The organism is Bacteroides sp. RCH18, assembly GCF_058231005.1.
Genome location: NZ_JBIPTC010000001.1, coordinates 897,603 through 921,561 on the forward strand (window position 1 = coordinate 897,603; position 23,959 = coordinate 921,561).

The following is a 23,959-nucleotide window of genomic DNA, read 5'->3' on the forward strand; positions in this document are numbered from 1 at the left end:
ATGAAACTTCTTTGGCTTGATTTAAATAGCTCCTATGCGCACTCATCGCTGGCATTGCCTGCATTACATGCTCAAATAGCAGATGACACTACCATTGAGTGGTGTACAGTATCGGCAACCATCAACGAAAATACCGGAATGGTAGTCAACCAAATCTATCACCATCAACCGGATATTATTGCTGCTACCAACTGGCTATTTAATCACGAGCAACTGTTGCATATCGTTTCACGTGCCAAAGCTTTGCTATCTCATTGCTGCATCGTACTCGGCGGTCCAGAGTTTTTAGGAAATAACGAAGCCTTCTTAAGAAAGAACAAATTTGTCAACGGAGTGTTTCGGGGAGAAGGCGAAGAAGTATTCCCTATTTGGTTAAAAGTATGGAATCACCCTGTGAATGAGTGGAATCAGATATCCGGATTATGTTATCTAGACGAATCAGACCAATATAAAGACAACGGCATTGCCCGTGTCATGAACTTCTCTCAACTCGTCTCACCGGAGAAAAGTCGTTTTTTTAATTGGAACAAGCCTTTCGTACAACTGGAAACTACCCGAGGATGTTTCAACACATGCGCTTTCTGCGTCAGCGGAGGTGAAAAACCGGTTCGCACCATTTCATTGGAGGCAATCCGCGAACGATTGAATGTTATCCATCAGCATGGCATCAAAAATGTGCGTGTACTCGACCGCACTTTCAACTATAATAATAAGCGAGCCAAAGAACTTCTTCACCTCTTCCGTGAATATGCCCCAGACATCTGTTTCCATTTGGAAATTCATCCGGCACTTCTCTCCGAAGAATTAAAAGAAGAACTCGCTATTTTACCTAATGGTTTGCTACACCTCGAAGCAGGTATTCAAAGCCTTCGTGAACCCGTATTAGAGAAAAGCCGACGTATCGGAAAATTATCTGATGCCCTTCAAGGTTTGAAATATCTTTGTTCCCTTAAGAACATGGAGACACATGCTGACTTGATAGCCGGTCTTCCTCTCTACCACCTATCCGAAATATTTGAAGACGTTCGTACACTTGCCGAATATGGTGCAGGGGAAATACAACTGGAATCATTAAAATTACTTCCCGGCACGGAAATGCGAAGAAGGGCGGAAGAGTTAGGCATTCAATACTCTCCTCTCCCTCCCTACGAAGTTTTGCAAACTAAAGAAATTTCCGTAGAAGAATTGCAGACTGCCCACTATCTGTCCCGTCTTTTAGACGGATTCTATAATACACCTACATGGCGAAGTCTGACTCGTACCCTCATTTTGAATAATCCGCATTTTCTGCATGAGTTACTTGACCATCTAATACAGACAGATGTCATCGACACTCCTTTGAGCCTGGAAAAAAGGGGACTTATCCTCTATAATTTCTGCAAGAATCATTATCCCGATTACGTGACACAAGTCAGTATTGCATGGATAGAAGCCGGTATGTCGTTAAAAAAAATCCCCGCTGAGAAAGTAAAGACAAAACGCCAAGTTCCTCCCGATAATTGGGAAATTATATATGGCTCATATCGTGAGAACCTCCGGTTATGTTTTCTTCCTATTGACGAAGAAGGACATGGCTATTGGTTCGGATTTGAATCGGAGATTCAGAAGATAGAACCGGTATTTAAAGCAAAAAGATTATCTTAAATACAAACATCACAGAATGATAACAAGAACTATGAGTCCTGGAATGCTCAGAAAAGAAATGGTTGTAACTATGCCATCTATATTTTTCCACCTCATTTTTTCTCTCGACATCATTCAAGATTTATGAAAGATGAACCAATCAAGAAACTAGAACTTATCACTCAATACATAAAACAGCTATATAGGTTTTGTTTCCATAGGTGCGACTGGACACGATAAATGTGCTTAATACACCTATACAAAAAAAGAAAAGTATTCTCATATTATGTGAAATACCCATTATTTATTGATTACATAAAGCAGCATTTTCACTTTTTCGTCGTCCATATAATTAAACTTAACTAGCACATTATATGGACGTTTATAAATATCGTTTAAGCACTCTTTGTCTGATATTACTTCCTTTATCCGTAACAGGACAAGAGTGGAGCAAACAAGATTCATTGAGGTTACAGCAAACATTAAATTCTGAGCAAGAAATCAGAATCAATAAGGAATTCGTAAAGAAGACAGAACAAAACATGTTGTATCATACAAAACCCTTTGTTGACTTTGATCCAACATTACCGACTCTTAAATCAACAATCATATCTCCGAAATTACCTTTTCATACTCATAACATCTTTCGACAGACCAATTCTACTTTCTTACCCACTTATTCACGGCTCAAAATAAACAAAAATTTCACTCTGCATAGTAAAAGTAACTTTAGTGAAAGTTCAAACCACTTTCATATCCAAACTCAAATGGATTATAAGCTCTCTAAAAAATGGTTTCTTAGCATATATGGTAAACAAAATCTGGACACCCAAAGATATCGTGGACTTTCCTCTGAAGCAATACCAACCACACTAGGCAGCGACATTGTTTTAAAAGTAGGCAAAGGCTGGAAATTGAAAACCGGCGTACAATATCAATATAACACCATACAAAAGAGATGGGAATGGGTGCCTCAGATCAGTATTTCTTATGAATGGTAAAAATCCTTTTTATTATTATTCAAACTACAAAAAAATAAATAAACTAAAAGCAAAGACTGACCTTATTATTCTATAAAACTATATTTCAAGAATCAGTATATAATTAAAACCACCTTCATATATAAAATAATATCAAAAATAAAGTACTCTAGCCAGTTTAAGTCTTTTTCATTAGTATCAGAATAGCAATCAATCAAAAAACGAAATCACAAGTTTTAATTCCACAAGGTCCAATTAATACCTATCAATGAAAGAGTCTTTTGCCAGCGTACGCAGTTTCAATTCCGCAAGGTCCAATTAATATTTCATCCATTGCAATACAGAGACTTTTCTGTATATTGTTTCAATTCCGCAAGGTCCAATTAATACCTCGAAGACCAAGGTCTGAGGCATAACACGATAGTGTTTCAATTCCGCAAGGTCCAATTAATACTTTTCAATGAATAGTGAAGGCCGGCTGTCTTTTGTGTTTCAATTCCGCAAGGTCCAATTAATACTAAATAAGGGACTCACACCCTACGAAGCTCCTTACTTGTTTCAATTCCGCAAGGTCCAATTAATACCAAGAGGCGAAGAGTATTGCTGAGATTTCTCGTTGTTTCAATTCCGCAAGGTCCAATTAATACCAAGAGGCGAAGAGTATTGCTGAGATTTCTCGTTGTTTCAATTCCGCAAGGTCCAATTAATACATGAAAAAGGCACCGAACAAAAACTGCCGCTGTCACGTTTCAATTCCGCAAGATCCAATTAATACTCTCTCATCAATCCAACAATCACCATTATAAATGAGTAAGTTACAATTCTAAAAAAGTTTTTTAAAAGAACAAAAGAGTGTCGATCCCTAAAAGTATAAAAAGTACTGGAGATCGACACTACACTTATATTGCTGTAAATCAACAAGTCAAAGAGCTCTTAAAAAGTATCTTCCCTGGGAAGGAAGCTAGTATTAGAATCATCGACAACTAAGTTACAGAAAATTATCTATACTACACCGTTCTTTCCCTACTATTTCTTTTTCCAAAGAGCTATGATTAGGTCCTTTGAAAACAATGATGCTATCTTCAGATTCATCTATAAACTTTTTAGCTGAAGATAAGAGTTCTTTTAAGCGTACTTCAGATATTTCACCTTCAAAAACAGAATTCTGTATCCAGTTTAAATATTTACGACACAGTTTCAACATTTTAGCCACCCTTCTCTCTCCACAATCATATACTAAAATGACATACATACTCTACCAATACATCTTAAAAGGTTTATACTCTTCAATTTCCAGTAAGTGTTTTGCCAACTTATAACACTCCAATTTTATCAAATGTCTATAACTTACATTACGATTCAAAGTCCGATGCTTTATTGTTTCTAATAATTTATCTTCTATAGCCTTCACAAATATCTTTTTTCCAGATTGATTAAGCAAGCATTTATTCAACTTTCTATCAAAATGTTTTTCCTGAATTTCTTTCTTATTCAATACTTTAAAAATAACCCTATCAATAATTACAGGTTTAAAAACCTCTGCAATATCCAATGCCAAGGAATAACGTCGTTCACCCGGAGTATGCAAAAAACTAATAGTCGGATTCAACTGAGTCTGATGAATTGCACGCAAACATAAAGTATAGCACATCATATTTCCAAAAGATATCAGTGCATTTACTTCATTCTGAGGAGGCTGTTTGGTTCGGTTACCCATTTCAAAATCATTTAATATCAAGTTAAAAGCATCATAATAGGTCTGACGAATCATGCCTTCCGTCCCCATTAGCTCTTGCACAGAAACAGTTTGAGGAAGTTTTGCTGCATATCCTTTTATTATATCGATTATATCTTCCACGTCCTTCCCCCGGCGATTATAATACTGCAGATTCTTAATCATATTATAAGCGGCAGATTCTATGAATTTCTGAGCAATTAAAAGTCGTTTTTTCTTATTCTGAAAAGCAGATGTTTGTGCAAGAAGCATTCTACCACTCAATAAGGAATCTTTAGGCATAAAGGATCCAGTATAATTCTCATAATAATCGAAAAAATGTACAGCAATATCTTTCTGTCCTAAAAAATTAAATAGCGAACTATTAGCTCGCAAAGAACCGAAAACATAAAACTCATTAATATCCTCGACAGGTAAGTATCGCGGTGCCCCGACAGACTCTTCGCCATTACCATCTTCAACGACCGGAGTAAATTTCAGAGTATTATCTTTTCGTTCTAATTGTCCCGGATTAAATAAATAATATGTTTTCTTCATTCTTCTTCCTCTCCGCTATAACAAAAATCTAAGTAACTACAATTTTTACATACCCTCTTCTTTTCCAACGGTGGACAAGAATCCGATTCTATTATCTGCAAAATATCATGTTCCATTTCGCAAATCATTTCACGATCAATATCGCTAAGATATATCAGATCTTTTTTGCGTAAAACCGGATATTCTAATATTCCGGTTACTCCTTTCATTCCATTCCGCTCAAATATGTATATATAATATTTCAACTGCCATTCATGAGCCCGTTCTATCTTGTCTGACTTTTTGATCTCATGAATTATCTTATTTCCGGTATTATAATAATCAACTTTAATGCCATCTATCTCAACTTCTTCATACTTGGCCGAACGTTGTAGATATGATTCCTCATGAATCAGTTTCCCCTCATAGACTAAATCTGAAGTATGCTCCATTGTTATACCATTAGCAAACAACCAAAGTTTACGTTTACAAACTTGATAATAATTAAAATGAGTACCGGTTACTTTCATCTTCTACCTATATTTTGAAAAATCAGGCAGAGTAAAATGCTCTGCCTGAAAATATAAAAAGTATTATTTCTGATTTTCGTAATCAAAAGCAGATAGTAATTCTATCAAACGTTCTTCCGCTTTCTGTAATGCATCTGCAGATTCTGTTTCAGTCACCATATATCCGGAACACGGTAGGGTTACAAACAACTCTGCTCCGGCCGTTTCATCCACCATGGGCTTAGCTTTTGTTTTTTCCGAATCATCAATTAATTTAGCACGTATAGCTCCAGCCAAAGTATTCGCATTATCACTAATTGCAATAGCTAATGTTTCCATCAGACTGAACGTCCTTGATTGATTACTGGAAATCCGCCAATTGATTAAAGCCTTTGCTATAGCTGGTATTGCTTTATACCGACTCTCTTTAGGCATAATTAAACACTCTCCAAATACATTTCGGGAACTTATCCATCCTTTCTCTTTCAATTCATCAATTTTCTCCTTTGTCAGTTCCGGTTCCATCTGATTTACAGAAACGGCAAACAAAGTTCGTAAATCAATGGCTACGTCATAAACAAACAATCCGGTAGCTCTTGCGTTATCAGGAATCCATTTACGATATAAACTTCTATCCGTACCTGCCAATAATTCTTCAACTGCCTCTTCGGACATAGGTTTACCTGATGCATCTCTTACAACAACCTTATGAATTTCAGGTTTGTCACTCCGATCAAAGGTTGCATTCTCTGAAAATCGTCCACCTAACAAAGGATGAAGCAGACGCATGGCAGAAATAGAAAATGGACTTCTTCTTTTAAGAGTTCTCTCCTTCCCTCCCTTGGCAGCTTTCATCCAACCACCAAGAAGTTGGTCAAAGTATTGAGGATCACAAAGCGAGAGAACTTCTCCTTCTCCCAAAGCACCCTTATTGTTCACATCAAAAACAAAAGTGACCGAAGAAGGATCTACTTGCAATTCGCTGTTTATAGTATCCAAGATACTTCTTTTCACTTGTTGACCACTGGAGAAAGGCACCCGTACATTGAACACAGGATCCCAATATGATTTTTGACCACTCTCTACACAAAATACGGACAAGTCTACATGACGTAATCCCCTCAAATAAATGTAAGGTTTCATAGTAATAATATTTTTATTTATTCAGTAATGCATATTGAAATCTAATGAGCGTATTAAAATACGGAAAATTATCCTTTGGCATCATATTTACCATTTTCCCTATATTTTCATATCCAGTTCTTTCTTCTTCATCTTTTACAATAGGTATAAGATTCAAAAGAAACTGTTTTGTCGAAACTGATTCAAGCAGTTGATTAACATTATTTGTTCTATCCTTTCTGCCCTTTCCGGCACCTGCTTCATATTTTAAAAGCAGTTCTGCAAATTCACGGGACATATCCCATAGCTTTTCGTTGTTCAACATGGCTAATATCCAAATTAAGTAAGTATTAAACGTTATTTCTTGTTCCTCGTCACCTTTATAGGAGATCTTTTTCATGCCTTTTTCTGTCGGAAAAAAAGCTCTAAGTCCTTTAGGTTCCATAGCAGGTATCCCGATACATCCGGCTTGACACGCTGCCCTAAGCCCTATGGCAGTTCCATATAATGCCTCTACCTTCTTTCGGTTTTGCATCCATACAGATTCACCAAATATCTTTGCATATAACTGACTGGGCCGTATGATATCTTGAAGTTTAAAAGGAATAAAACCAACGGTAGTGTTTGTCTGTCCGATACTATACAGATATCCCACCATATTTGACGTCGGATTATTTCGGGCAATCCCTGCAATTACCTCCGCCCAAGGAACCGTCTGCAAATTGAACAATCCATCGCTCATCGGCACCAAAGGATTAAAATTCATCAACGGATCATCCGAATCATATTCCCGGTCATAACGTTGTGAGATCCAGCGTCCATTCCATGTATTTATCTGGTTCCCTTTCAATAAAGGATTTTTCTCCAAATATTGTCGATAATAATGCCAACCTTCAAATATATCCAATAGGATTTGCTCATGATTAAAGAGAATGGTTAATCCACCTACAACCCCAATTCCAAGTCCGGCACCAATCCACGAAAGATAAATATCTTCTTTGTTATCAGGAAAAGCGATGCTTGAAATTTGTCCGGTAGTGGCAGCTGTAGCATCAACAACTCCATAGCCGATAGCAATACTTGCATCAGCCTTCTCTGTTTCAATCTTATGAATCATTTTATTGATTCTCTCTTGTCTACGCTCCGGAGTCTCAAAAGGCTTTTTCCCTTTAATCATATCATCCCAACTTAACTTGGGATTCTCCAGTGGAGAATTACCGGCAGTCATCATATATTTATGATGATCAAAAAATAACGGCACAAACACGTCTTCAAAAAAAGACTTTGCTGTATATTCTGTTTTAAACTTACAATTATAAGCTTTTAAAAATGTGCGTCCTATAGTTGTTGCATACATAAGCTACCATATTTGATAATTAGTATCATAATTTTCTGCTCCGGTTTTAGCTAAATCCAATCCTCTTTCCGAAGAATATGCAATATCCGGAACGACAAAAGGATGAGAGCCAACATCCAATTGTTTCAATTTTTTCCATCTCAAAGAACTATATCTGACCGGAATTTCCATTAAAATTCGTTCTTCCTTATCAGCCTCTCTATACTTACCACTCTCATCATCTTCCTGTGTAATACATACTACAGAATCGATATCAAGTTTTTCAATCAGTGCAGACTTCGAAAGATGCCAAAGCTCTTTCAACCTCCATTTCCCATCTACAAATACAGCATCCAAGTCTATGTCAAGCCTCTCTATTTTAGGATATACCTGATTTATTAATGACTGTAGTTCTGTCTCTCTCAAAAGCTCACCACCATTTGGCAATACCTTAAAGCTATCCCTTAATATTTTAGGATTATAAGGCAAACAGTCAGGATCTTTTTGGGGTGGTGCTATTATGTAAATCGGTTTGTACTTTCCGATGGTTTCAGCAGTACGTTTCCTGTTTATTCTTCCAAAACGCTGAATTAATGCATCAATAGGAGCAGTTTCTGTTATCATCAAATCAAAACTTATATCCAGACTAACTTCCACGACCTGTGTAGCAACTACAATACAAGCATACGGACTCACGTTGTATTCATTCTTCAATTCTTTTTCAAGACAATTTCTTTCTCCCCGTTTGAAGCGGCTATGGATCAGCATCTTTTTTGTTTTAGGATAGAGTTCTTCTATTCGTTCAAAAATGACTTGTGCATTAGCCACCCGATTACATACTATTAAAATTTTCTTCTCCTGCTCCACAGCTTGTTGAAGAACAGGAAGTAAATCAGTAAATGCTTCTGCCTTATATATTTCATGTCGATTGAACGAAGTCAATACCTCATCTGATAATTGCACATATTGCACTTGCTCTTTTCCTAAAATTTCAAGAATTTCTTTCTCCATAGCAGAAGGTATTGTGGCAGTTCCTACATGAATCCGGCAACCTACATGATTCAACACTTCAATCATCTTCAAGACAATAGCCTGCATAATATCCGAATAAGTATGAATCTCATCCAGTATAATATCACACCCTTGCAAATCAAATAAAACAGATTCATATCCCCTTATACCAAAAGCAATGGAAGTAAGTTGATGCGGAGTCAGCACTTTTATCGATGCACCAAATTTATCCTGTATCACTTTTTCTGTAATACGTTCCTCACCAATAAGAAGTTGTGATATAGAATGCAGTAAACGAATATCCTCCACATGATCTCCCAAATCATGCAGGATACGTTCATACATGGCATTGATAGAAGCCTGAAAAGGCAATGTATAAAAGATACGCCCCCGACAACGCTTGATAAGGAAATCTGTTTTCCCTGCCCCTGTAGGTGCTTTCACAAAAGTATGCTTCTTAGTTCCATCCGAATCAATAAGCGATAACGGATACAACTCACCCTTTCTATTATAAAAACTGACATCAGGATCGGCAAACAATGCCGGCACTTTCTCTTTAAAGTCTCCGACAGCGGAAGCAATATGATCAGCCCCCATCAACAAGCCTTTCCATTGAGACCATCCCTTTTGTCTTTTCCTGCAATAATCCAAAGCAAAATAATAAGCTTCACGTGCATCCTCTTCAGTAATCACTGTTTCATGGGTAACTCCGGGAAAATTTAATTCCGCCAAAATTCCGATAGCTTCCGATGCCCATGACGAAAAATCAGATAGATGAAACTGAAAAATATCCTCTTCATATTCATTATCCAAATCTATAAATCCTGTCCCCGAAACATCTTTGTAGATCGATTTATGGTGGGCCACAATCATATCTATCACAGAAGGTCGCAAATCAGGAGACACGAGTTTCAAAAAAAACAAGGAAGCTATTTCGTGCCGAAAAGGTAATTCTAATGGAGACGGTTTACTTCTCAATCTCTTTTGAAACACAACACTAGCTTTACCAATATCGTGCAACAATGCACCCTGACGAGCAACCTCAGTATCCATTCCGGCATAACGGGCTGCTACAACTGCAAACTCAGCAACAGACTCCAAATGTGATTCCAAAGTAGTAGCTCCATTTTCTACACTCTTGGCTAAAATATGATTATAATTGTTCATACCTTTCTTTTTGGACAGGATTGCCGACTATTTCAATATATCCCATCATTTCTTCATTTTCTTTGAATCGGTTATATCCGACAAGAAATGAATCTGAGTTTGTCTCAAAACGAAGTTCATATCCGTCCAGCCGATCAAATTCCTCCTGAGTCATCTCCTGAATTAATGCATCCGGTAAAAGCACATCTTCATTTCTACATAAACAAATATGTTGTAGTGCTGCTCTTTCAGCATCATCCGAGTACTCAAAAGCTAGATATAAACTAGGATAAAGCATTACTCCACGCTTAAGGATAGAACGTTCTTTTATATATTCTTTTCCCTTCTTACTCCAGGCTTTAGCTTGAACCACCTCTTGTTGTACATCGATACCGGCATAAGTTAACCTATGCCTCAATATACTTTTCACTTCAAGTTTTTGCCTGATCCCTTCTACTATGGAAGGAGTCAGAAATTGCTGAGAATAAGTTTCACCGCCACTCGCATCCCTAACTGCGGACCAAGGCTTGATAAAGCCAAAAGGACCTGTAAATTTAACTACATAGTATTTCATAACAGATCGTTTTATAACAAAGAACCGAATGAAGAGCCTGTTGAATTTCCAAGACCTACTGTCCATGCAAACAGTTTACTTTGCGGACTTCCGTGAATAATGACAGGACACATACTGGCTTTACTTTTGACCTTATTTGCACCGCTGTGTGTTTCTCCTTCATTCAGACAGGACACATACTGGCTTTACTTTTGACACCGTGTATAGTCACCATTTTTACCTGCTTTTGGGGATAGTTCAGATCAAATTCGATTTTTAATGTTTCATCCTCAGGCAGTCCTGCCTCTTCCATCTTATGTTTCAAAGTTTCCGTCATTAGCATACCACTGACTTCATCATCATATAGGTAGAACTTATAATTCCGAGTTCCATCTTGAAGCCGTTTAATAAAAATAGGAGAAGCCAATCTGAAATACTCTGCGTCTTCCGAAAAAATCGGTTGATTGACTATTGTAATATCCCGCACCGCAAGTCCACAAAACATTTCAGGATCAGATAAAATTGTTCTAATTAATATCTTCAGATACTCATCTTCATAAAAGCTAACAAAGAAATCTGCACCATCAGGAAAATTAAAGCCTTGATTTTTAATCATCTTCCCACCCAATAACCAAGAAAAAGAATATAAAGAAATCTTATCATGTATTTCATTATTCCCTAACCATTTATGAATTGTTCCTATTAGCTTTTGTTGATAATCAAAAGGAACTACAGAAGAGTTCGAAGTTGTTTGTATGTGTATTCTCATATTCGTTTTATTTTTACGTTGCAAGTAAAAGATTTTATTTTAGAATCCAGTATATTTGTTCCTCTTTTTTTAGATATATGCTCAGAAACATAAAAGGAAAACCAATATCACAAAGTAAAAAATTACGTATGCTATTTATAAAGATAACAAAGTTTTAGAATACAGAAAAGAGTATCTTCCATTTATTCTCGTACCTTTGTAGTACGATTAAAAAACATCCTATAATAATGAAGAACTTTATCAAGGGATTCCGGTTTACTCCCTCCAATTACCCGGCTGAAGTAGAAGCGAAAATACAGAAATACAGAAAACAAGGTTACAAACTCCCACCGCGCAAAGTACTGCGTACTCCCGAACAACTGGAAGGAATCCGTGAGAGTGCCAAAATCAATACTGCCTTGTTGGATTATATTTCGGAGAATATCCGTGAAGGGATCTCTACCGAAGAAATCGACGTCATGGTATATGACTTCACCACAAAGCACGGTGCCATCCCCGCTCCTCTCAACTACGAAGGATTTCCTAAAAGTGTCTGCACCAGTATCAATGATGTGGTATGCCACGGTATTCCCAGCAAAACAGAGATACTGCAAAGCGGAGATATCATCAATGTAGATGTTTCTACCATTTACAAAGGATATTTCTCCGACGCATCCCGTATGTTTATGATCGGTGACGTAAGTCCCGAAATGCGTAAACTGGTTCAAGTGACTAAAGAGTGTATGGAAATAGGTATAGCCGCCGCACAGCCTTGGAAACAATTGGGAGATGTAGGCGCCGCCATTCAGGAACACGCAGAAAAGAACGGATTCAGTGTGGTACGTGATCTTTGCGGACATGGTGTAGGAATGCAGTTTCACGAAGCACCGGATGTGGAACATTTCGGACGTCGGGGAACGGGAATGATGATCGTTCCGGGCATGACCTTTACCATTGAACCGATGATAAATATGGGTACTTATGAAGTATTCGTTGACGAAGCTGACGGATGGACGGTATGCACGGATGACGGACTGCCTTCTGCCCAATGGGAGAATATGATTCTGATTACTGAAACCGGAAACGAAATTCTGACTTATTGATGGAACTGATTCTACTTATTGTTATTGCCGCATTAGCAGTAATCTCGATTGTACTATCACTGGCAAAAGGAAATAATCATGCGCAAGTGGAACAATTACAAGCAGCCTTGCGCCAGCAAATGCAAGAGAACCGCGAAGAACTAAACCGCAGTATCCGGGAACTTCGTATGGAAATGACCCAAACGCTGAATCAGAATATGCAGCAACTGCAAGACGTACTGCATAAGAACATGATGACAAACGGGGAACTGCAACGCCAAAAGTTCGACACAATGGCACGCCAGCAAGAGGTCTTGATAAAATCGACTGAAAAGCGGCTGGATGATATGCGACTGATGGTGGAAGAAAAATTGCAGAAGACATTGAATGAACGCATTGGACAGTCCTTTGAAATCGTCCGCTCACAACTGGAAAATGTACAGAAGGGACTGGGAGAAATGAAATCTCTCGCACAAGACGTCGGTGGACTGAAAAAAGTATTGAGTAACGTAAAAATGCGCGGTACATTCGGTGAAGTTCAGTTAGGAGCATTGCTGGAACAGATGATGAGTCCGGAACAATATGACGCCAATGTGAAAACCAAGAAAAGCGGAACTGAATTTGTGGAATTTGCCATTAAGTTACCGGGTAAGGATGATGCGAACAGCACTGTATACCTGCCTATCGATGCTAAATTCCCGAAAGATGTATATGAGCAATACTACGACGCTTTCGAGGCAGGAGATACTGCATTGATGGAATCATCCGGCAAGCAGCTGGAAACGACTATCAAGAAAATGGCGAAAGATATTCATGACAAATATGTAGACCCGCCTTTCACCACAGACTTTGCCATTATGTTCCTGCCTTTTGAAAGCATCTATGCAGAGGTGATCCGAAGAACAAGCTTGGTAGAGACGCTACAAAAAGAATATAAGATTGTTGTGACGGGACCGACTACCCTTGGTGCTATATTGAACAGTCTTCAGATGGGATTCCGCACGCTGGCTATTCAAAAACGTACCGGAGAAGTGTGGACCGTTTTGGGAGCAGTTAAAACCGAATTCAGCAAATTCGGAGGACTACTCGAAAAGGTACAGAAGAACCTGCAAAGTGCCGGTGACCAACTGGAAGAAGTGATGGGAAAAAGAACCCGCGCTATTGAACGGAAACTACGCCAAGTGGAGCAACTACCGCATGAAGAAAGTCAGAAAATTCTGCCGATAGCGGATGACGGGGATGACGAATAAAACAAAAATTATAGACCTTTTAAGATGGTGTCGCTATCCGGTTGGGATAGTGTCACCATGTTGATTGGATGGTGTCACTATGCTGATTGGATAGTGTCACTATGCCGGCTATATAGTGACACTATTTATAAACTAATTAGTTATCAGTTGAATAATTAATCTTCAATGCACTACATTCCCTTAGCACCTGCTTGATACCCGTCACGTATCCCATCTTACACCCCTTCTCTATCTTGAGGCCAATAACCAAACTTTCCGGATCAGCTTGCTTTGCACGTACAGCAGTGACTTTCTGTTTCAATTCCGTTAAAGTAAAATCTTTCATTACTTCCTGCCCTTCCGAAGTGTGAAGTGTTACCACAATCCCACTGATTTTTTCCTCCATTGAAGGCTCTTTTAAGTTATGCTCCATTGGCAACTCTTTTAATCCATATCTTTTCGGAGACATTTCTATTAGAAGAATTGGAAACAACCGATCGAGATACTCTACACTTTTATCAGTCGATGCAGCTGACAAATCAGCACGAATTTGTTCAAATGCCCCTTTTACTTCTTTGAGTATAGCAGTGAGTGCATCAAATGCAGTTTCAGCATCATACTGCAAGAAAATAACCGGAGGATCTTTCCTGTTGCTTTTCTCCCAAGATCCCAACAAATTCTTCACTATAATAGACTTCAACTCATCTACCGAACAATATTCATTATCAAATAATATCTTATTATGAGCATTAACCCAAAGTCCATGGGCCTGCTTCTCTTTTACCCGAGGAGGTGGATTTGATCCATTGACCAGTTTACTATACTTCTCTTCTTCCTTCCTGAAGAAAATCATTAAAGACACATAATCATCCGCTTCTTTTTGCTGAAGTTCAGCCTGAATCTGTCGCGGAACTTCTTTCACTTCCGGCTGTGCAAACACATAAAGCGCTCCAGCCATCACAGGCACGGCAAGCAACAGCTTTAATCGTGCCCAACGATTGGTTCTTTCTTTTAACATCATAGTGATACGTTTTTTAAGTTTAGAGTGATTAAAGCCATTGGCCATAGAGTAGAGCCTTGTACCAACAGCTTTTTTCACCAGTAATAATTGATATTTAGTTGCATCGATGCCTGTATTAATTACGCCATTATCGGCTTCAAATTCATGTATTTCCTGCAACTCCCGCTTTAGCAGCCAAACAACAGGATTAAACCAATGAACAAGCAGGAATATCTGCATAAACAATAAGTCCAAAGTATGATGGTTTCGTAAATGCATCGTTTCGTGGAGGAGTATTTCTTCGGACTGTTGAGAGTAGTCAGCTGCTGAAATAACAATGTATTTACCCCAGCTAAATGAAGCAATCGGCTGCTGAGGAATCACTAATACATAGTTTCCAAACAGTTTCTTCTCTGACGTACGAATCAACTGAATCAAACGGCAAGTGGATATGGATAACCAGATAAATGTCGCCAAAGCCCCCACTCCATATATAAAAGCCAAAGTCACAGGAACCCAATTCAAAGACCTTATTTCCGGATTCTTTTCAGGTATAAGAATAGGATCTTCCATCTGTTCCGGATTTAGAATGACAGACTCCGTGCTTTGCAATATGTCGTGAATGGCATACAACGGAGTATGCAAAAAAGTCTCCTCAGTAGTTGTCAGCTCTATAAGTGGAAGCAAAGTACATCCTAACAACCCAACTAACAAAGTGATACGGTTGAAACGGAAAAAAGTACTCCGGCTCATCAGCAACTTAAAGAAAATATAAAAGACCACTAAGCAACATCCGGATTTCAGCAGATAGAATAAAAAGGCTCCCATTGTGTTTTCAGATTAAAAGTTGTTTGTCCATAGAATAAAAATCGTATCTGTCCGATAGACCACAGAGAAATTACTTCTTCTTTTTACCTTGCTCTATATACTCTATCAACGATTTAAGTTCATCAACAGACATCCCTTCTTCTTCAATAAAAGAAGACACAACATTGATATAGGAATTATTATAATACTGGGAAACCACTTCTTTGAGTGCCGAACTCTTATACTCCTTTTCCGAAACAAGAGCATAATATTGATAAGTATTTCCGTAGGCTTTATACCCCACAAAACCTTTCTCCTCCAGCCCTCGAACAAGGGTAGAAACTGTGTTATAATGCGGTTTTGGTTCATCATAGAATGATAGAAGTTCACGAACAAACATAGGTCCATGTTCCCAAAATATACGCATAATTTCTTCCTCTTTGACGGTCAATCGTTTCATCTGTTTCATAGTCTACATATTTTTTGTTCTTCCAATGGCACAAATATAATACTATTTTTCAAACAAACAACTAACATTATTAGTTAATCTACTAAATAAAGCAGTTGTTTAACTAATATTATTAGTAGATATCATTTTCACCTTATATTATATATACAATAAAAAAGGCATATCGCCTGATGAATATCCGATATGCCTGAACGACTGATCTCTAATAATTATTTCTGCTTTCGGACAGGTAACACTATCCTGAGTACAATGTATCCTAATAACCCGGAAAGAATAGTCCCCGAAAGCACTCCGAACTTAGCCTGATTCAACAGAACAGGATAGTTTGCACCAAAAGAAAGATTGGCTATGAAAAGCGACACCGTAAAACCGATCCCTCCCAACAAGGCTATACCGGAAAGATTCTTCCAAGTCATACCCGGCGGCATTGGAGTAAGTTTTATCTTTATAGCCAACCAGGTAAAGAAATAAATTCCCGCAAATTTACCAAACAGCAACCCTGCTGCCACTGCCATCCCTACACTTCCCACCAACTCACCGCCACCACTAAAGACAACGCCTGCATTGACAAAGGCAAACAACGGAAGAATCAGATAATTGACAGCTCCATGCAAATTATCCTCCAAAGACTGCAGAGGACTGATAACACGGTCGGAAGCAGATTCGACCTCTTTCAGTTTGGCAATCTGCTCATTAGTCAATACGATACTTCCCGATTCCACCACCGGGAAACCTGCAATTGTATGACGAATATGCTCGATATATTTTCCAACATCCAAACGGGGTTTCGCCGGAATGACAAACGCCAGAATAACTCCCGAAATAGTACTATGAATGCCGGATTGCAAAAATAAATACCATATAACGACACCGATCACTAAAAAGAAAATCTTATTGGTAGTCCCACGCTTTCCTATAAAATAAAGTAAAACGTAAAGCAATGTGGCTATCAGAATATATCCATATGACACATGCGAACTATAAAAAAGAGCAATTACAAGGATACCTCCGATATCATCAACTACTGCAAAAGCCGTCAGAAATATCTTCAGGCTCAACGGCACACGGCTTCCCAACAGACTTAATACCCCTAACGAAAAAGCAATATCCGTTGCCATTGGAATGGCCAGTCCCTGACTTCCCTCACTGCCCGGAGGACAGATTGACATATAAACAATCACCGGAAACAGCATACCGCCACAGGCAGCAATAAAGGGAAGCGCCGCCTTGCGGAAGGAAGAAAGCTCACCAACCAGCAACTCCCGTTTGATCTCCAGTCCTACCAGCAAGAAAAAGATGGTCATCAACCCGTCATTGATGAACTCGATCATCCGCAGATTCTCTCCGCCATGCGAAAGCAGATTGAAATTACCGATCTGCAAATGAAGTTCATGCAAAAGGAACTCCTGATAAACCGGAGCAACCGGAGAATTGGCAATAATAGCAGCCGCTATTGCCGCTACAAACAAAAGGATACTCGCCGCGATATTCATTGACGAGAAATTTCGCATTGTACGCAAAATTGTCATAATGAAAGGTGTTTATAGTATTTGATCCGCAATATATGGATTTTTTTAATCATTATAGCTCCTTAAAGCCAAGTTTTTCACCCAAAGGACAAATATTCCTGTCAGAATAAGATTCAACACCAATGTAAGTACGGAAATGACCAGTGCCGGACCGCCGAGATTATACCCCAATGCAATAAATATAATTCCGGCACCTACCTCACCACGAGTAAACATACCAATGGAAAGGGCCAGTCGCTCACTCAACTTCCGGTCACGATAGAAGAACATCGGACAAAGTTTGCCTATATTCGATAAGAAAGAGACTATGACAACATGGAACAAAATCATTCCCCAGGACATCATCTCCTGCGAACCTGTCACCGAATGCGTGCCCGCATGAGTTTCCGCAAAGTTAACTCCGATAAAATGAGGCATACTCATACCTACCAGGAACATAAACAGGAAGGAGATTCCGGTAGAGACTTTTCGTTCTACAGGAGTATCGTGCTCTTTATGCTTCATGATCATACCCAATACAAATGCCGGCAACAGGACTTCGATATGGATACTTCCTTCTTCTCCATACAGCTCTTTACTGCCGAGATAAAGTATCTGCGTAGCCAAAAATATGATAACGGAATAGAAGAGAATAGCTTTCCAATCCTGCCGCCAGTTATACTTATTCAGTTGTTTCCATCCAATGGACAACAGCATAAATACGATAACCACCACAATAATCAGCTGCCAACGCAAACCAATCATCATGATCTGAAGAGGGATCATCAAAAGAATGGTATCCAGGTCATCAAAAATAGCCAGGACTTGAATCTTCTTATATATCCAGCTGGACTTTAATCCGATAGCCGCCAACATCGTAAACAAGATGCCGGCCGACGTAGGTGCGGCAAAACGACTTAGCAACAGATTCTCTTTCCAAGCCTCCCAACTGTTCCAGTAATCAGGCGGAAGAAGCACGAATACATAATAGATAGCAATCATGAACCAAGGCAGGGCAGCTGTAGCCATCGCTATAAAATAATCCTCGGCATAACTTTTCCAGCGGACTTTGTCGAGCACAAACTCCCGACCCACATTAATCATTATAAAACTAAGACATACATAAAGTAGTATATTCGACAGAACCTTAACAGTTCCATATCCTTCTCCCGCTATCATCGGGAGGAATTGTGAAATGACGAGCCCCAACATCAGGAAGCCCGAAAAAGACAGAACTTTTCTCATATTTATAGTTGTTTGTTTCAAAAAAGGTGATTGCCAAGGAAAGCTCTGCAGACAGAAGACAATCACCTGGTGTATTAAAAAACTAACCGCAAGCCGATTTGTTCAGAATAACTCTCTGAAAAATCGCTTGCGGTTCATTTTTTAATCCAGCTTCAGTACAGCGAGGAAGGCTTTCTGCGGCACTTCCACATTACCGATTTGTTTCATTCGTTTTTTACCTTTTTTCTGCTTTTCAAGCAATTTACGTTTACGGCTTACGTCACCACCATAACACTTCGCAGTTACATCCTTGCGAACTGCCTTAATAGTTTCACGAGCTATAATCTTAGCCCCGATAGCTGCCTGAATAGCGATTTCAAACTGCTGGCGAGGGATTAATTCTTTCAGTTTCTCACACATCCGGCGTCCCATATCATACGCGTTATCGAAGTGAATCAGCGTAGAAAGCGCATCGACCGGCTCACCGTTCAACATGATGTCCAGTTTCACCAACTTGGAAGGACGGAAACCATTGGGATGATAGTCGAACGACGCATATCCTTTCGAAATACTCTTCAATCGATCATAGAAGTCGATCACGATTTCTCCCAAAGGCATGTTATAATATATTTCCACACGATTACCGGAAATATACTCTTGTTTCAAGAGTTCTCCACGTTTCCCCAGACAGAGGGTCATAATCGGGCCGATATAATCGGTAGTCGTAATAATAGACGCTTTGATATAAGGTTCTTCAATATGGTCGATCAACGTCGGATCAGGCATACCACCAGGGTTATGCACTTCTTTCATATTGCCTTGTTTATCATATATATTATAAGATACGTTAGGCACGGTAGTAATCACGTTCATGTCGAATTCACGATCCAAACGTTCCTGTACAATCTCCATGTGAAGCAATCCGAGGAAACCGCAACGGAAACCGAAGCCCAGTGCCAGTGAAGATTCCGGCTGGAAAGTCAGCGAAGCGTCATTCAACTGCAATTTCTCCAGAGAAGCACGCAGATCCTCAAAATCTTCCGCCTCAATCGGATAGACTCCGGCAAAGACCATTGGTTTCACTTCTTCAAAACCTGCAATCGCTTTATCGCACGGACGGGCAACGTGAGTAATGGTATCTCCCACTTTCACCTCTTTCGAGGTCTTGATACCCGATATAATGTAACCTACATCGCCCGTACGAAGTTCGTTACGTGGAACCAGTTCCATTTTCAGTACACCTACTTCATCGGCATCATATTCTTTTCCGGTATTAAAGAACTTTACTTTATCTCCTTTGCGGATCACTCCGTTTTCGATCTTAAAGTAAGCGATAATGCCACGGAAGGAGTTGAATACAGAGTCAAAAATCAATGCCTGCAACGGAGCTTCCTCATCACCTTCGGGGTGTGGAATGCGTTCGATAACAGCTGCGAGGATTTCCTCCACGCCCATTCCGGTCTTACCGGAGGCACGGATAATCTCATCACGCTTGCAGCCCAGCAGTTCTACGATTTCGTCCTCTACCTCTTCGGGCATGGCACTTGCCATATCACATTTATTGATAATGGGAATAATTTCGAGATCATGTTCGATAGCCATATACAGATTGGAGATGGTCTGTGCCTGCACTCCCTGCGATGCGTCTACGATAAGCAGTGCGCCTTCGCAAGCGGCAATGGAACGGGATACCTCATACGAAAAGTCCACGTGTCCCGGAGTGTCAATCAGGTTAAGGGTATACTTTTCACCCTTGTAGTTGTACTCCATCTGGATAGCATGGCTCTTGATGGTGATACCTCTTTCCTTCTCCAAATCCATATCATCAAGCATCTGCCCGTTAGTCACCTGAATAGTGTTGGTAAACTCCAGCAAACGGTCTGCCAGGGTTGATTTACCGTGGTCAATGTGGGCAATGATGCAGAAATTTCGTATATTCTTCATTCTGAATTCTTATTATTTTGTCTTTTTGGTGTGCAAAGATACGTAAATGGCGGAATATAAAAAAATGCGTTGATAACATTATAATCATGTACCAACGCATTTTTTTATTGCTTAAGTGAGTTACTCGCTTAGATCAATTTGATGAAGAGTTCACCTTCTACTTCTTCAGCAGAAACTTTATCTTCTCTCAATAACCAGCCAAGGCCGAGGAACAAATCTTTGTCAACCAATTTAGTTGCTTTTTTCAGTTGCTTGGCAGTCATTCCTTCTGTTTCATTCAGTGCATTCCAGATATTACCTGCGATTACACCTGCTTTTTCTTTCAACATTTGCTTTTGAAATTATAGTTAGACATGCTTTAAAAATCATCCGGCCCGAAAGCTTTCAGATTTTATTTCGGGGACAAAGATAGTTATTTTTATGTTATATAACACTTTATTGAATCTTTTTTTGCTGATTTTGTAATAAAAAAGCATTTTATCCCCTTATTTAGGGTGTTTTTCGAGGTATTCTACCCAAATTCTTGCCGCCTCTTCCACCATTTTAGCACACGGTCGTTTGCTATAATATTGAGTATTACGTTCTTCGGGAACAGTCGAAATCGGCTCTTTTTTCTTTAATCCCAACAATTCTCCGCAAATCAACGACCCGTTGCGTTTTTTAAATTCGGCAGCCAATTCCTGCACTACCGCATAGTTTGCAGCTTTTCCTTCACGATCTGTCGCTTCGGTAGCTCCGGTTTCCAGTCCGGCTATCAGGAACAGTCCGCAAGCAGCCCCGCATGTCTCACGCATCCGCCCGATTCCTCCGCCAAAAGAGGCTGACATACGCACTGCCTGCTCTTGTGTGAAACCATACATATCGGCAAATGCAGCTACTACAGATTGCGAGCAGTTATATCCGCTCTTAAAAAGTTCTACAGCTTTTTGTATTCTATCTTCCATGCTATTTTCTGTTTTTATTCTATTTCCAAAGCCATTGGACAATGATCTGAATGTACGGCATCGTTCAGTATGCTGGCACTTTTCAGCATCGGACGTACCGGCTCACTGGTCATGCAATAGTCAATCCGCCAGCCTTTATTCTTGGCACGCGAATTAAAACGATAGCTCCACCACGTATACTCCTGTTTCTCCGGATAGAGCAGACGGAAAGAATCAATAAATCCTGCAGAAAGGAAACGGGTCATCCATTCCCGTTCTTCGGGCAGGAAACCGCTGTTCGTGGCATTCCGGACAGGATCATGAATATCAATCGGCTCATGACAGATATTATAGTCACCGCAAAGGATAAGGTTCGGACGAGTCTTGCGCAGCTCTGTCACATATTTCTGAAAGTCTTCCAGCCACACCATTTTAAATGCCTGCCGTTCGTCTCCGCTCGTTCCCGAAGGATGATAAACACTGACTACGGACAAGTCGCCAAAATCCGCACGGATAAAACGTCCTTCATTGTCATAAGCTTCTATCCCCATACCATATTCCACATGATCGGGTTCCTGCTTAGTGAGGATCGCCACACCGCTATATCCCTTCTTCTGTGCAGAATAAAGATAAGCCTTGTAACCCAAAGCTTCAAACACTTCTGCCGGATATTGGTCCGGCTGTAGTTTTGTCTCTTGCAGACAAAGAATATCCGGATTCTCCTGTACCAGCCATTCCGGCAAACCTTTAGAAACGGCAGCACGAAGCCCGTTCACATTATAAGTAATAATCTTCATCATTTTATAGTTTATAGATTTATGTTCGTTTTATGAAAACAGCAGCATTATATTCAATACCGAAACTATGACTGCAATAGCATATAATACAAAAGTACTCCAACGGCTATTGACATAATTCCCCATTACTTTTCGGGATGAAGTCAGTCCTACTTGCAGGAATACCGTGAAAGGCAACTGGATACTCAATATCATCTGCGAAATCAGTAATCCCTTGAATGGATCGCCAATAAAGAAAATCAGTAACAGCGCAATTCCCAACGAGAGGATCACCCCTACCTGCGAGTGACTGTCTTTGATATGATATGATTCTCCGAAGATACCTGCAAAGATAGAACCTGCTGCCATTCCGCTTGTTATGGTGGACGAAATACCTGCCATCAACAGAGCCAAAGCGAATACGATTGCCGCATTACTGCCCAACAATGGTTCAAGCAGTGATTTGGCTTGCTGCAATTCCTCCACCTGAATGCCGCTTTTAAAGAAAGTAGCAGCAGCCAGCAGAATCATAGCACTGTTAATTGCCCAGCCGACGATCATCGAGAAAAGCGTATCGAACAACTCGTATTTCAAGACTTTCTTGATAGACGAATCGTCTTTCTTATTATACTCATGACTCTGTATTACCTCCGAATGCAAGAACAGATTATGAGGCATCACAACCGCTCCCAGCACACTCATAATAATCAGCATACTGCCCTTCGGGAAAGCAGGTGTCACCCAGCCCATCGTCGCAGCCGGCCAATCTATCTCTACCAGAAACAATTCATAAATAAATGAAAGACCGATCACCGAGACAAAAGCAATAATGGAACGTTCTATCTTTTTATAGGAGTTGGTAAAGAGCATGATGGAGACAAAGAGAGTGGTCAGCACCGCCCCCCACATAATAGGCATATCAAACAGCATCTCCAATGCGATGGCTCCTCCCAGAATCTCAGCCAATGAAGTAGAAATGGACGCCAATACCGCCGTACCCAAAATAGGACGGGATACCCATTTAGGAGTATATTTCGTAGCGGCTTCCGAAAGGCAAAGCCCCGTAACAATCCCCAAGTGAGCAACATTATGCTGAAGGACAATCAACATGATAGTAGATAAGGTGACCACCCAAAGAAGTGAATAGCCGAACTCGGAACCTGCGGCAAAATTTGATGCCCAGTTGCCCGGATCAATAAATCCGACAGTTACCAAAAGCCCGGGACCAATATATTTAAAAACATCCAGTCCGCCCAGATAGCGTTTATGATCTTTCCGTTTTAAGTCTTGAAAAATATTCTTCATCATTGCATAATAGTTTATTCAGCACAAATATACTTATAAATAACGACCGAAGGTCGATTTTGGTTCAAAATACCGACAAATAGGGAAAGGTACGGCACAATAAAAAAGCCTCCGGCAAAATGAATTGCCAGAGGCCAGTGTATATTTTATAAAGGGAGACTTCCGTTAATATCCCATTTCATGCAGTGCATGGCACAACTGATCGGGACAGGACGTCGGTCTGCCACTGCAACGTACTCCTTCAAGTTTCTTGATAACCTCTTCTACCTTCATTCCCTTTACCAGACGTGAAAGTCCCTGAAGATTTCCGTTACATCCTCCCCAAAAGGCAACTTCCTTCACAACTCCATCTTCTACATTCAGTTCGATGTTTGTGCTGCAAGTACCCTGGGTTCTATAAACATATTCCATAA

At 39.8% G+C, this 23,959-nt stretch carries 22 protein-coding genes and 1 CRISPR repeat array; of the genes, 4 read left to right on the plus strand and 18 right to left on the minus strand.

Annotated features, from left to right (window positions below; translation table 11 throughout):
* Together ACHLI0_RS03465 and ACHLI0_RS03470 are read left to right on the plus strand one after the other, a co-directional pair.
* Entirely contained in the window at positions 1-1,644 is a 1,644-nt protein-coding gene (locus ACHLI0_RS03465) for a B12-binding domain-containing radical SAM protein (RefSeq protein WP_490748445.1), read from the plus strand.
* Between the two features lie 353 nt (positions 1,645-1,997).
* Positions 1,998-2,624, plus strand: a complete 627-nt coding sequence (locus ACHLI0_RS03470; RefSeq protein WP_490748446.1) for a DUF4858 domain-containing protein — start codon at positions 1,998-2,000, stop codon at positions 2,622-2,624.
* A gap of 211 nt (positions 2,625-2,835) precedes the next feature.
* Positions 2,836-3,378: a CRISPR direct-repeat array (repeat unit 30 nt; unit sequence TGTTTCAATTCCGCAAGGTCCAATTAATAC).
* Between the two features lie 213 nt (positions 3,379-3,591).
* Here ACHLI0_RS03470 and cas2 read toward each other — a convergent pair.
* The 8 genes from cas2 to cas6 all read right to left on the minus strand — a co-directional run bounded on the left by cas2 (position 3,592) and on the right by cas6 (position 11,300).
* Complete coding sequence (cas2, locus tag ACHLI0_RS03475) at positions 3,592-3,855, minus strand: CRISPR-associated endonuclease Cas2 (protein WP_055218201.1); 264 nt, start codon at positions 3,853-3,855, stop codon at positions 3,592-3,594.
* A gap of 3 nt (positions 3,856-3,858) precedes the next feature.
* Positions 3,859-4,875: a type I-B CRISPR-associated endonuclease Cas1b gene (cas1b, locus tag ACHLI0_RS03480; RefSeq protein ID WP_490748448.1), complete on the minus strand. Its 1,017-nt coding sequence runs from the start codon at positions 4,873-4,875 to the stop codon at positions 3,859-3,861.
* The gene (gene cas4, locus ACHLI0_RS03485; RefSeq protein WP_490748449.1) at positions 4,872-5,384 is read right to left on the minus strand and encodes a CRISPR-associated protein Cas4; all 513 of its coding nucleotides are present in this window, start codon (positions 5,382-5,384) and stop codon (positions 4,872-4,874) included. The genes cas1b and cas4 overlap by 4 nt, the downstream gene beginning before the upstream one ends.
* A 63-nt stretch (positions 5,385-5,447) precedes the next feature.
* Complete coding sequence (locus ACHLI0_RS03490; protein ID WP_490748450.1) at positions 5,448-6,506, minus strand: CRISPR-associated protein Cas7; 1,059 nt, start codon at positions 6,504-6,506, stop codon at positions 5,448-5,450.
* Positions 6,507-6,519: 13 nt separating this feature from the next.
* A complete protein-coding gene (locus ACHLI0_RS03495; RefSeq protein ID WP_234118087.1) occupies positions 6,520-7,842 on the minus strand; it encodes a hypothetical protein in 1,323 nt (440 codons plus the stop codon).
* Between the two features lie 3 nt (positions 7,843-7,845).
* Positions 7,846-9,999 (minus strand): CRISPR-associated helicase Cas3', encoded by a 2,154-nt coding sequence (cas3, locus tag ACHLI0_RS03500; protein ID WP_234118088.1) that lies wholly within the window; start codon positions 9,997-9,999, stop codon positions 7,846-7,848.
* Entirely contained in the window at positions 9,986-10,552 is a 567-nt protein-coding gene (locus ACHLI0_RS03505; RefSeq protein ID WP_234118089.1) for a hypothetical protein, read from the minus strand. The genes cas3 and ACHLI0_RS03505 overlap by 14 nt, the downstream gene beginning before the upstream one ends.
* Before the next feature lie 163 nt (positions 10,553-10,715).
* Positions 10,716-11,300, minus strand: coding sequence for a CRISPR-associated endoribonuclease Cas6 (cas6, locus tag ACHLI0_RS03510; RefSeq protein WP_490748451.1), 585 nt, complete (start codon positions 11,298-11,300; stop codon positions 10,716-10,718).
* Positions 11,301-11,527: 227 nt separating this feature from the next.
* Here cas6 and map point away from each other — a divergent pair, with 227 nt between their 5' ends.
* Together map and ACHLI0_RS03520 are read left to right on the plus strand one after the other, a co-directional pair.
* Positions 11,528-12,382 carry a type I methionyl aminopeptidase gene (map, locus tag ACHLI0_RS03515; protein WP_234118091.1) on the plus strand — a complete coding sequence of 285 codons (855 nt, stop codon included), beginning with the start codon at positions 11,528-11,530 and terminating at the stop codon, positions 12,380-12,382.
* Positions 12,382-13,611 carry a DNA recombination protein RmuC gene (locus ACHLI0_RS03520; RefSeq protein WP_490748452.1) on the plus strand — a complete coding sequence of 410 codons (1,230 nt, stop codon included), beginning with the start codon at positions 12,382-12,384 and terminating at the stop codon, positions 13,609-13,611. The genes map and ACHLI0_RS03520 overlap by 1 nt, the downstream gene beginning before the upstream one ends.
* 136 nt (positions 13,612-13,747) lie before the next feature.
* Here ACHLI0_RS03520 and ACHLI0_RS03525 read toward each other — a convergent pair whose 3' ends face one another.
* From ACHLI0_RS03525 to ACHLI0_RS03570, 10 genes are all read right to left on the minus strand, one after another.
* Positions 13,748-15,418 carry a M56 family metallopeptidase gene (locus ACHLI0_RS03525; RefSeq protein WP_490748453.1) on the minus strand — a complete coding sequence of 557 codons (1,671 nt, stop codon included), beginning with the start codon at positions 15,416-15,418 and terminating at the stop codon, positions 13,748-13,750.
* Between the two features lie 70 nt (positions 15,419-15,488).
* Positions 15,489-15,857 carry a BlaI/MecI/CopY family transcriptional regulator gene (locus ACHLI0_RS03530; RefSeq protein WP_055218606.1) on the minus strand — a complete coding sequence of 123 codons (369 nt, stop codon included), beginning with the start codon at positions 15,855-15,857 and terminating at the stop codon, positions 15,489-15,491.
* Positions 15,858-16,075: 218 nt separating this feature from the next.
* Positions 16,076-17,395, minus strand: coding sequence for a Na+/H+ antiporter NhaA (gene nhaA, locus ACHLI0_RS03535; RefSeq protein ID WP_258972935.1), 1,320 nt, complete (start codon positions 17,393-17,395; stop codon positions 16,076-16,078).
* A 45-nt stretch (positions 17,396-17,440) separates the two neighbouring features.
* The gene (locus ACHLI0_RS03540) at positions 17,441-18,619 is read right to left on the minus strand and encodes a cation:proton antiporter family protein (protein ID WP_016267371.1); all 1,179 of its coding nucleotides are present in this window, start codon (positions 18,617-18,619) and stop codon (positions 17,441-17,443) included.
* A gap of 141 nt (positions 18,620-18,760) precedes the next feature.
* A complete protein-coding gene (lepA, locus tag ACHLI0_RS03545) occupies positions 18,761-20,542 on the minus strand; it encodes a translation elongation factor 4 (protein WP_055218225.1) in 1,782 nt (593 codons plus the stop codon).
* A 128-nt stretch (positions 20,543-20,670) separates the two neighbouring features.
* Positions 20,671-20,871, minus strand: a complete 201-nt coding sequence (locus tag ACHLI0_RS03550; RefSeq protein WP_008761257.1) for a winged helix-turn-helix domain-containing protein — start codon at positions 20,869-20,871, stop codon at positions 20,671-20,673.
* Positions 20,872-21,027: 156 nt separating this feature from the next.
* Positions 21,028-21,486 (minus strand): C-GCAxxG-C-C family protein, encoded by a 459-nt coding sequence (locus ACHLI0_RS03555; protein ID WP_008765511.1) that lies wholly within the window; start codon positions 21,484-21,486, stop codon positions 21,028-21,030.
* A gap of 14 nt (positions 21,487-21,500) precedes the next feature.
* Positions 21,501-22,262: an exodeoxyribonuclease III gene (locus tag ACHLI0_RS03560; protein ID WP_016267370.1), complete on the minus strand. Its 762-nt coding sequence runs from the start codon at positions 22,260-22,262 to the stop codon at positions 21,501-21,503.
* A gap of 30 nt (positions 22,263-22,292) precedes the next feature.
* Positions 22,293-23,546, minus strand: a complete 1,254-nt coding sequence (locus ACHLI0_RS03565) for an Nramp family divalent metal transporter (protein WP_032813770.1) — start codon at positions 23,544-23,546, stop codon at positions 22,293-22,295.
* Between the two features lie 165 nt (positions 23,547-23,711).
* Complete coding sequence (locus ACHLI0_RS03570) at positions 23,712-23,957, minus strand: TIGR03905 family TSCPD domain-containing protein (protein ID WP_008761253.1); 246 nt, start codon at positions 23,955-23,957, stop codon at positions 23,712-23,714.
* Between the last annotated feature and the right edge of the window lie 2 nt (positions 23,958-23,959).

Coding starts and splice junctions, on each gene's coding strand:
- ACHLI0_RS03465 (WP_490748445.1), top strand. CDS start 1: ATGAAACTTCTTTGGCTTGATTTAAATAGCTCCTATGCGCACTCATCG.
- ACHLI0_RS03470 (WP_490748446.1), top strand. CDS start 1,998: ATGGACGTTTATAAATATCGTTTAAGCACTCTTTGTCTGATATTACTT.
- cas2 (WP_055218201.1), bottom strand. CDS start 3,855: ATGTATGTCATTTTAGTATATGATTGTGGAGAGAGAAGGGTGGCTAAA.
- cas1b (WP_490748448.1), bottom strand. CDS start 4,875: ATGAAGAAAACATATTATTTATTTAATCCGGGACAATTAGAACGAAAA.
- cas4 (WP_490748449.1), bottom strand. CDS start 5,384: ATGAAAGTAACCGGTACTCATTTTAATTATTATCAAGTTTGTAAACGT.
- ACHLI0_RS03490 (WP_490748450.1), bottom strand. CDS start 6,506: ATGAAACCTTACATTTATTTGAGGGGATTACGTCATGTAGACTTGTCC.
- ACHLI0_RS03495 (WP_234118087.1), bottom strand. CDS start 7,842: ATGTATGCAACAACTATAGGACGCACATTTTTAAAAGCTTATAATTGT.
- cas3 (WP_234118088.1), bottom strand. CDS start 9,999: ATGAACAATTATAATCATATTTTAGCCAAGAGTGTAGAAAATGGAGCT.
- ACHLI0_RS03505 (WP_234118089.1), bottom strand. CDS start 10,552: ATGAAATACTATGTAGTTAAATTTACAGGTCCTTTTGGCTTTATCAAG.
- cas6 (WP_490748451.1), bottom strand. CDS start 11,300: ATGAGAATACACATACAAACAACTTCGAACTCTTCTGTAGTTCCTTTT.
- map (WP_234118091.1), top strand. CDS start 11,528: ATGAAGAACTTTATCAAGGGATTCCGGTTTACTCCCTCCAATTACCCG.
- ACHLI0_RS03520 (WP_490748452.1), top strand. CDS start 12,382: ATGGAACTGATTCTACTTATTGTTATTGCCGCATTAGCAGTAATCTCG.
- ACHLI0_RS03525 (WP_490748453.1), bottom strand. CDS start 15,418: ATGGGAGCCTTTTTATTCTATCTGCTGAAATCCGGATGTTGCTTAGTG.
- ACHLI0_RS03530 (WP_055218606.1), bottom strand. CDS start 15,857: ATGAAACGATTGACCGTCAAAGAGGAAGAAATTATGCGTATATTTTGG.
- nhaA (WP_258972935.1), bottom strand. CDS start 17,395: ATGACAATTTTGCGTACAATGCGAAATTTCTCGTCAATGAATATCGCG.
- ACHLI0_RS03540 (WP_016267371.1), bottom strand. CDS start 18,619: ATGAGAAAAGTTCTGTCTTTTTCGGGCTTCCTGATGTTGGGGCTCGTC.
- lepA (WP_055218225.1), bottom strand. CDS start 20,542: ATGAAGAATATACGAAATTTCTGCATCATTGCCCACATTGACCACGGT.
- ACHLI0_RS03550 (WP_008761257.1), bottom strand. CDS start 20,871: ATGTTGAAAGAAAAAGCAGGTGTAATCGCAGGTAATATCTGGAATGCA.
- ACHLI0_RS03555 (WP_008765511.1), bottom strand. CDS start 21,486: ATGGAAGATAGAATACAAAAAGCTGTAGAACTTTTTAAGAGCGGATAT.
- ACHLI0_RS03560 (WP_016267370.1), bottom strand. CDS start 22,262: ATGAAGATTATTACTTATAATGTGAACGGGCTTCGTGCTGCCGTTTCT.
- ACHLI0_RS03565 (WP_032813770.1), bottom strand. CDS start 23,546: ATGAAGAATATTTTTCAAGACTTAAAACGGAAAGATCATAAACGCTAT.
- ACHLI0_RS03570 (WP_008761253.1), bottom strand. CDS start 23,957: ATGGAATATGTTTATAGAACCCAGGGTACTTGCAGCACAAACATCGAA.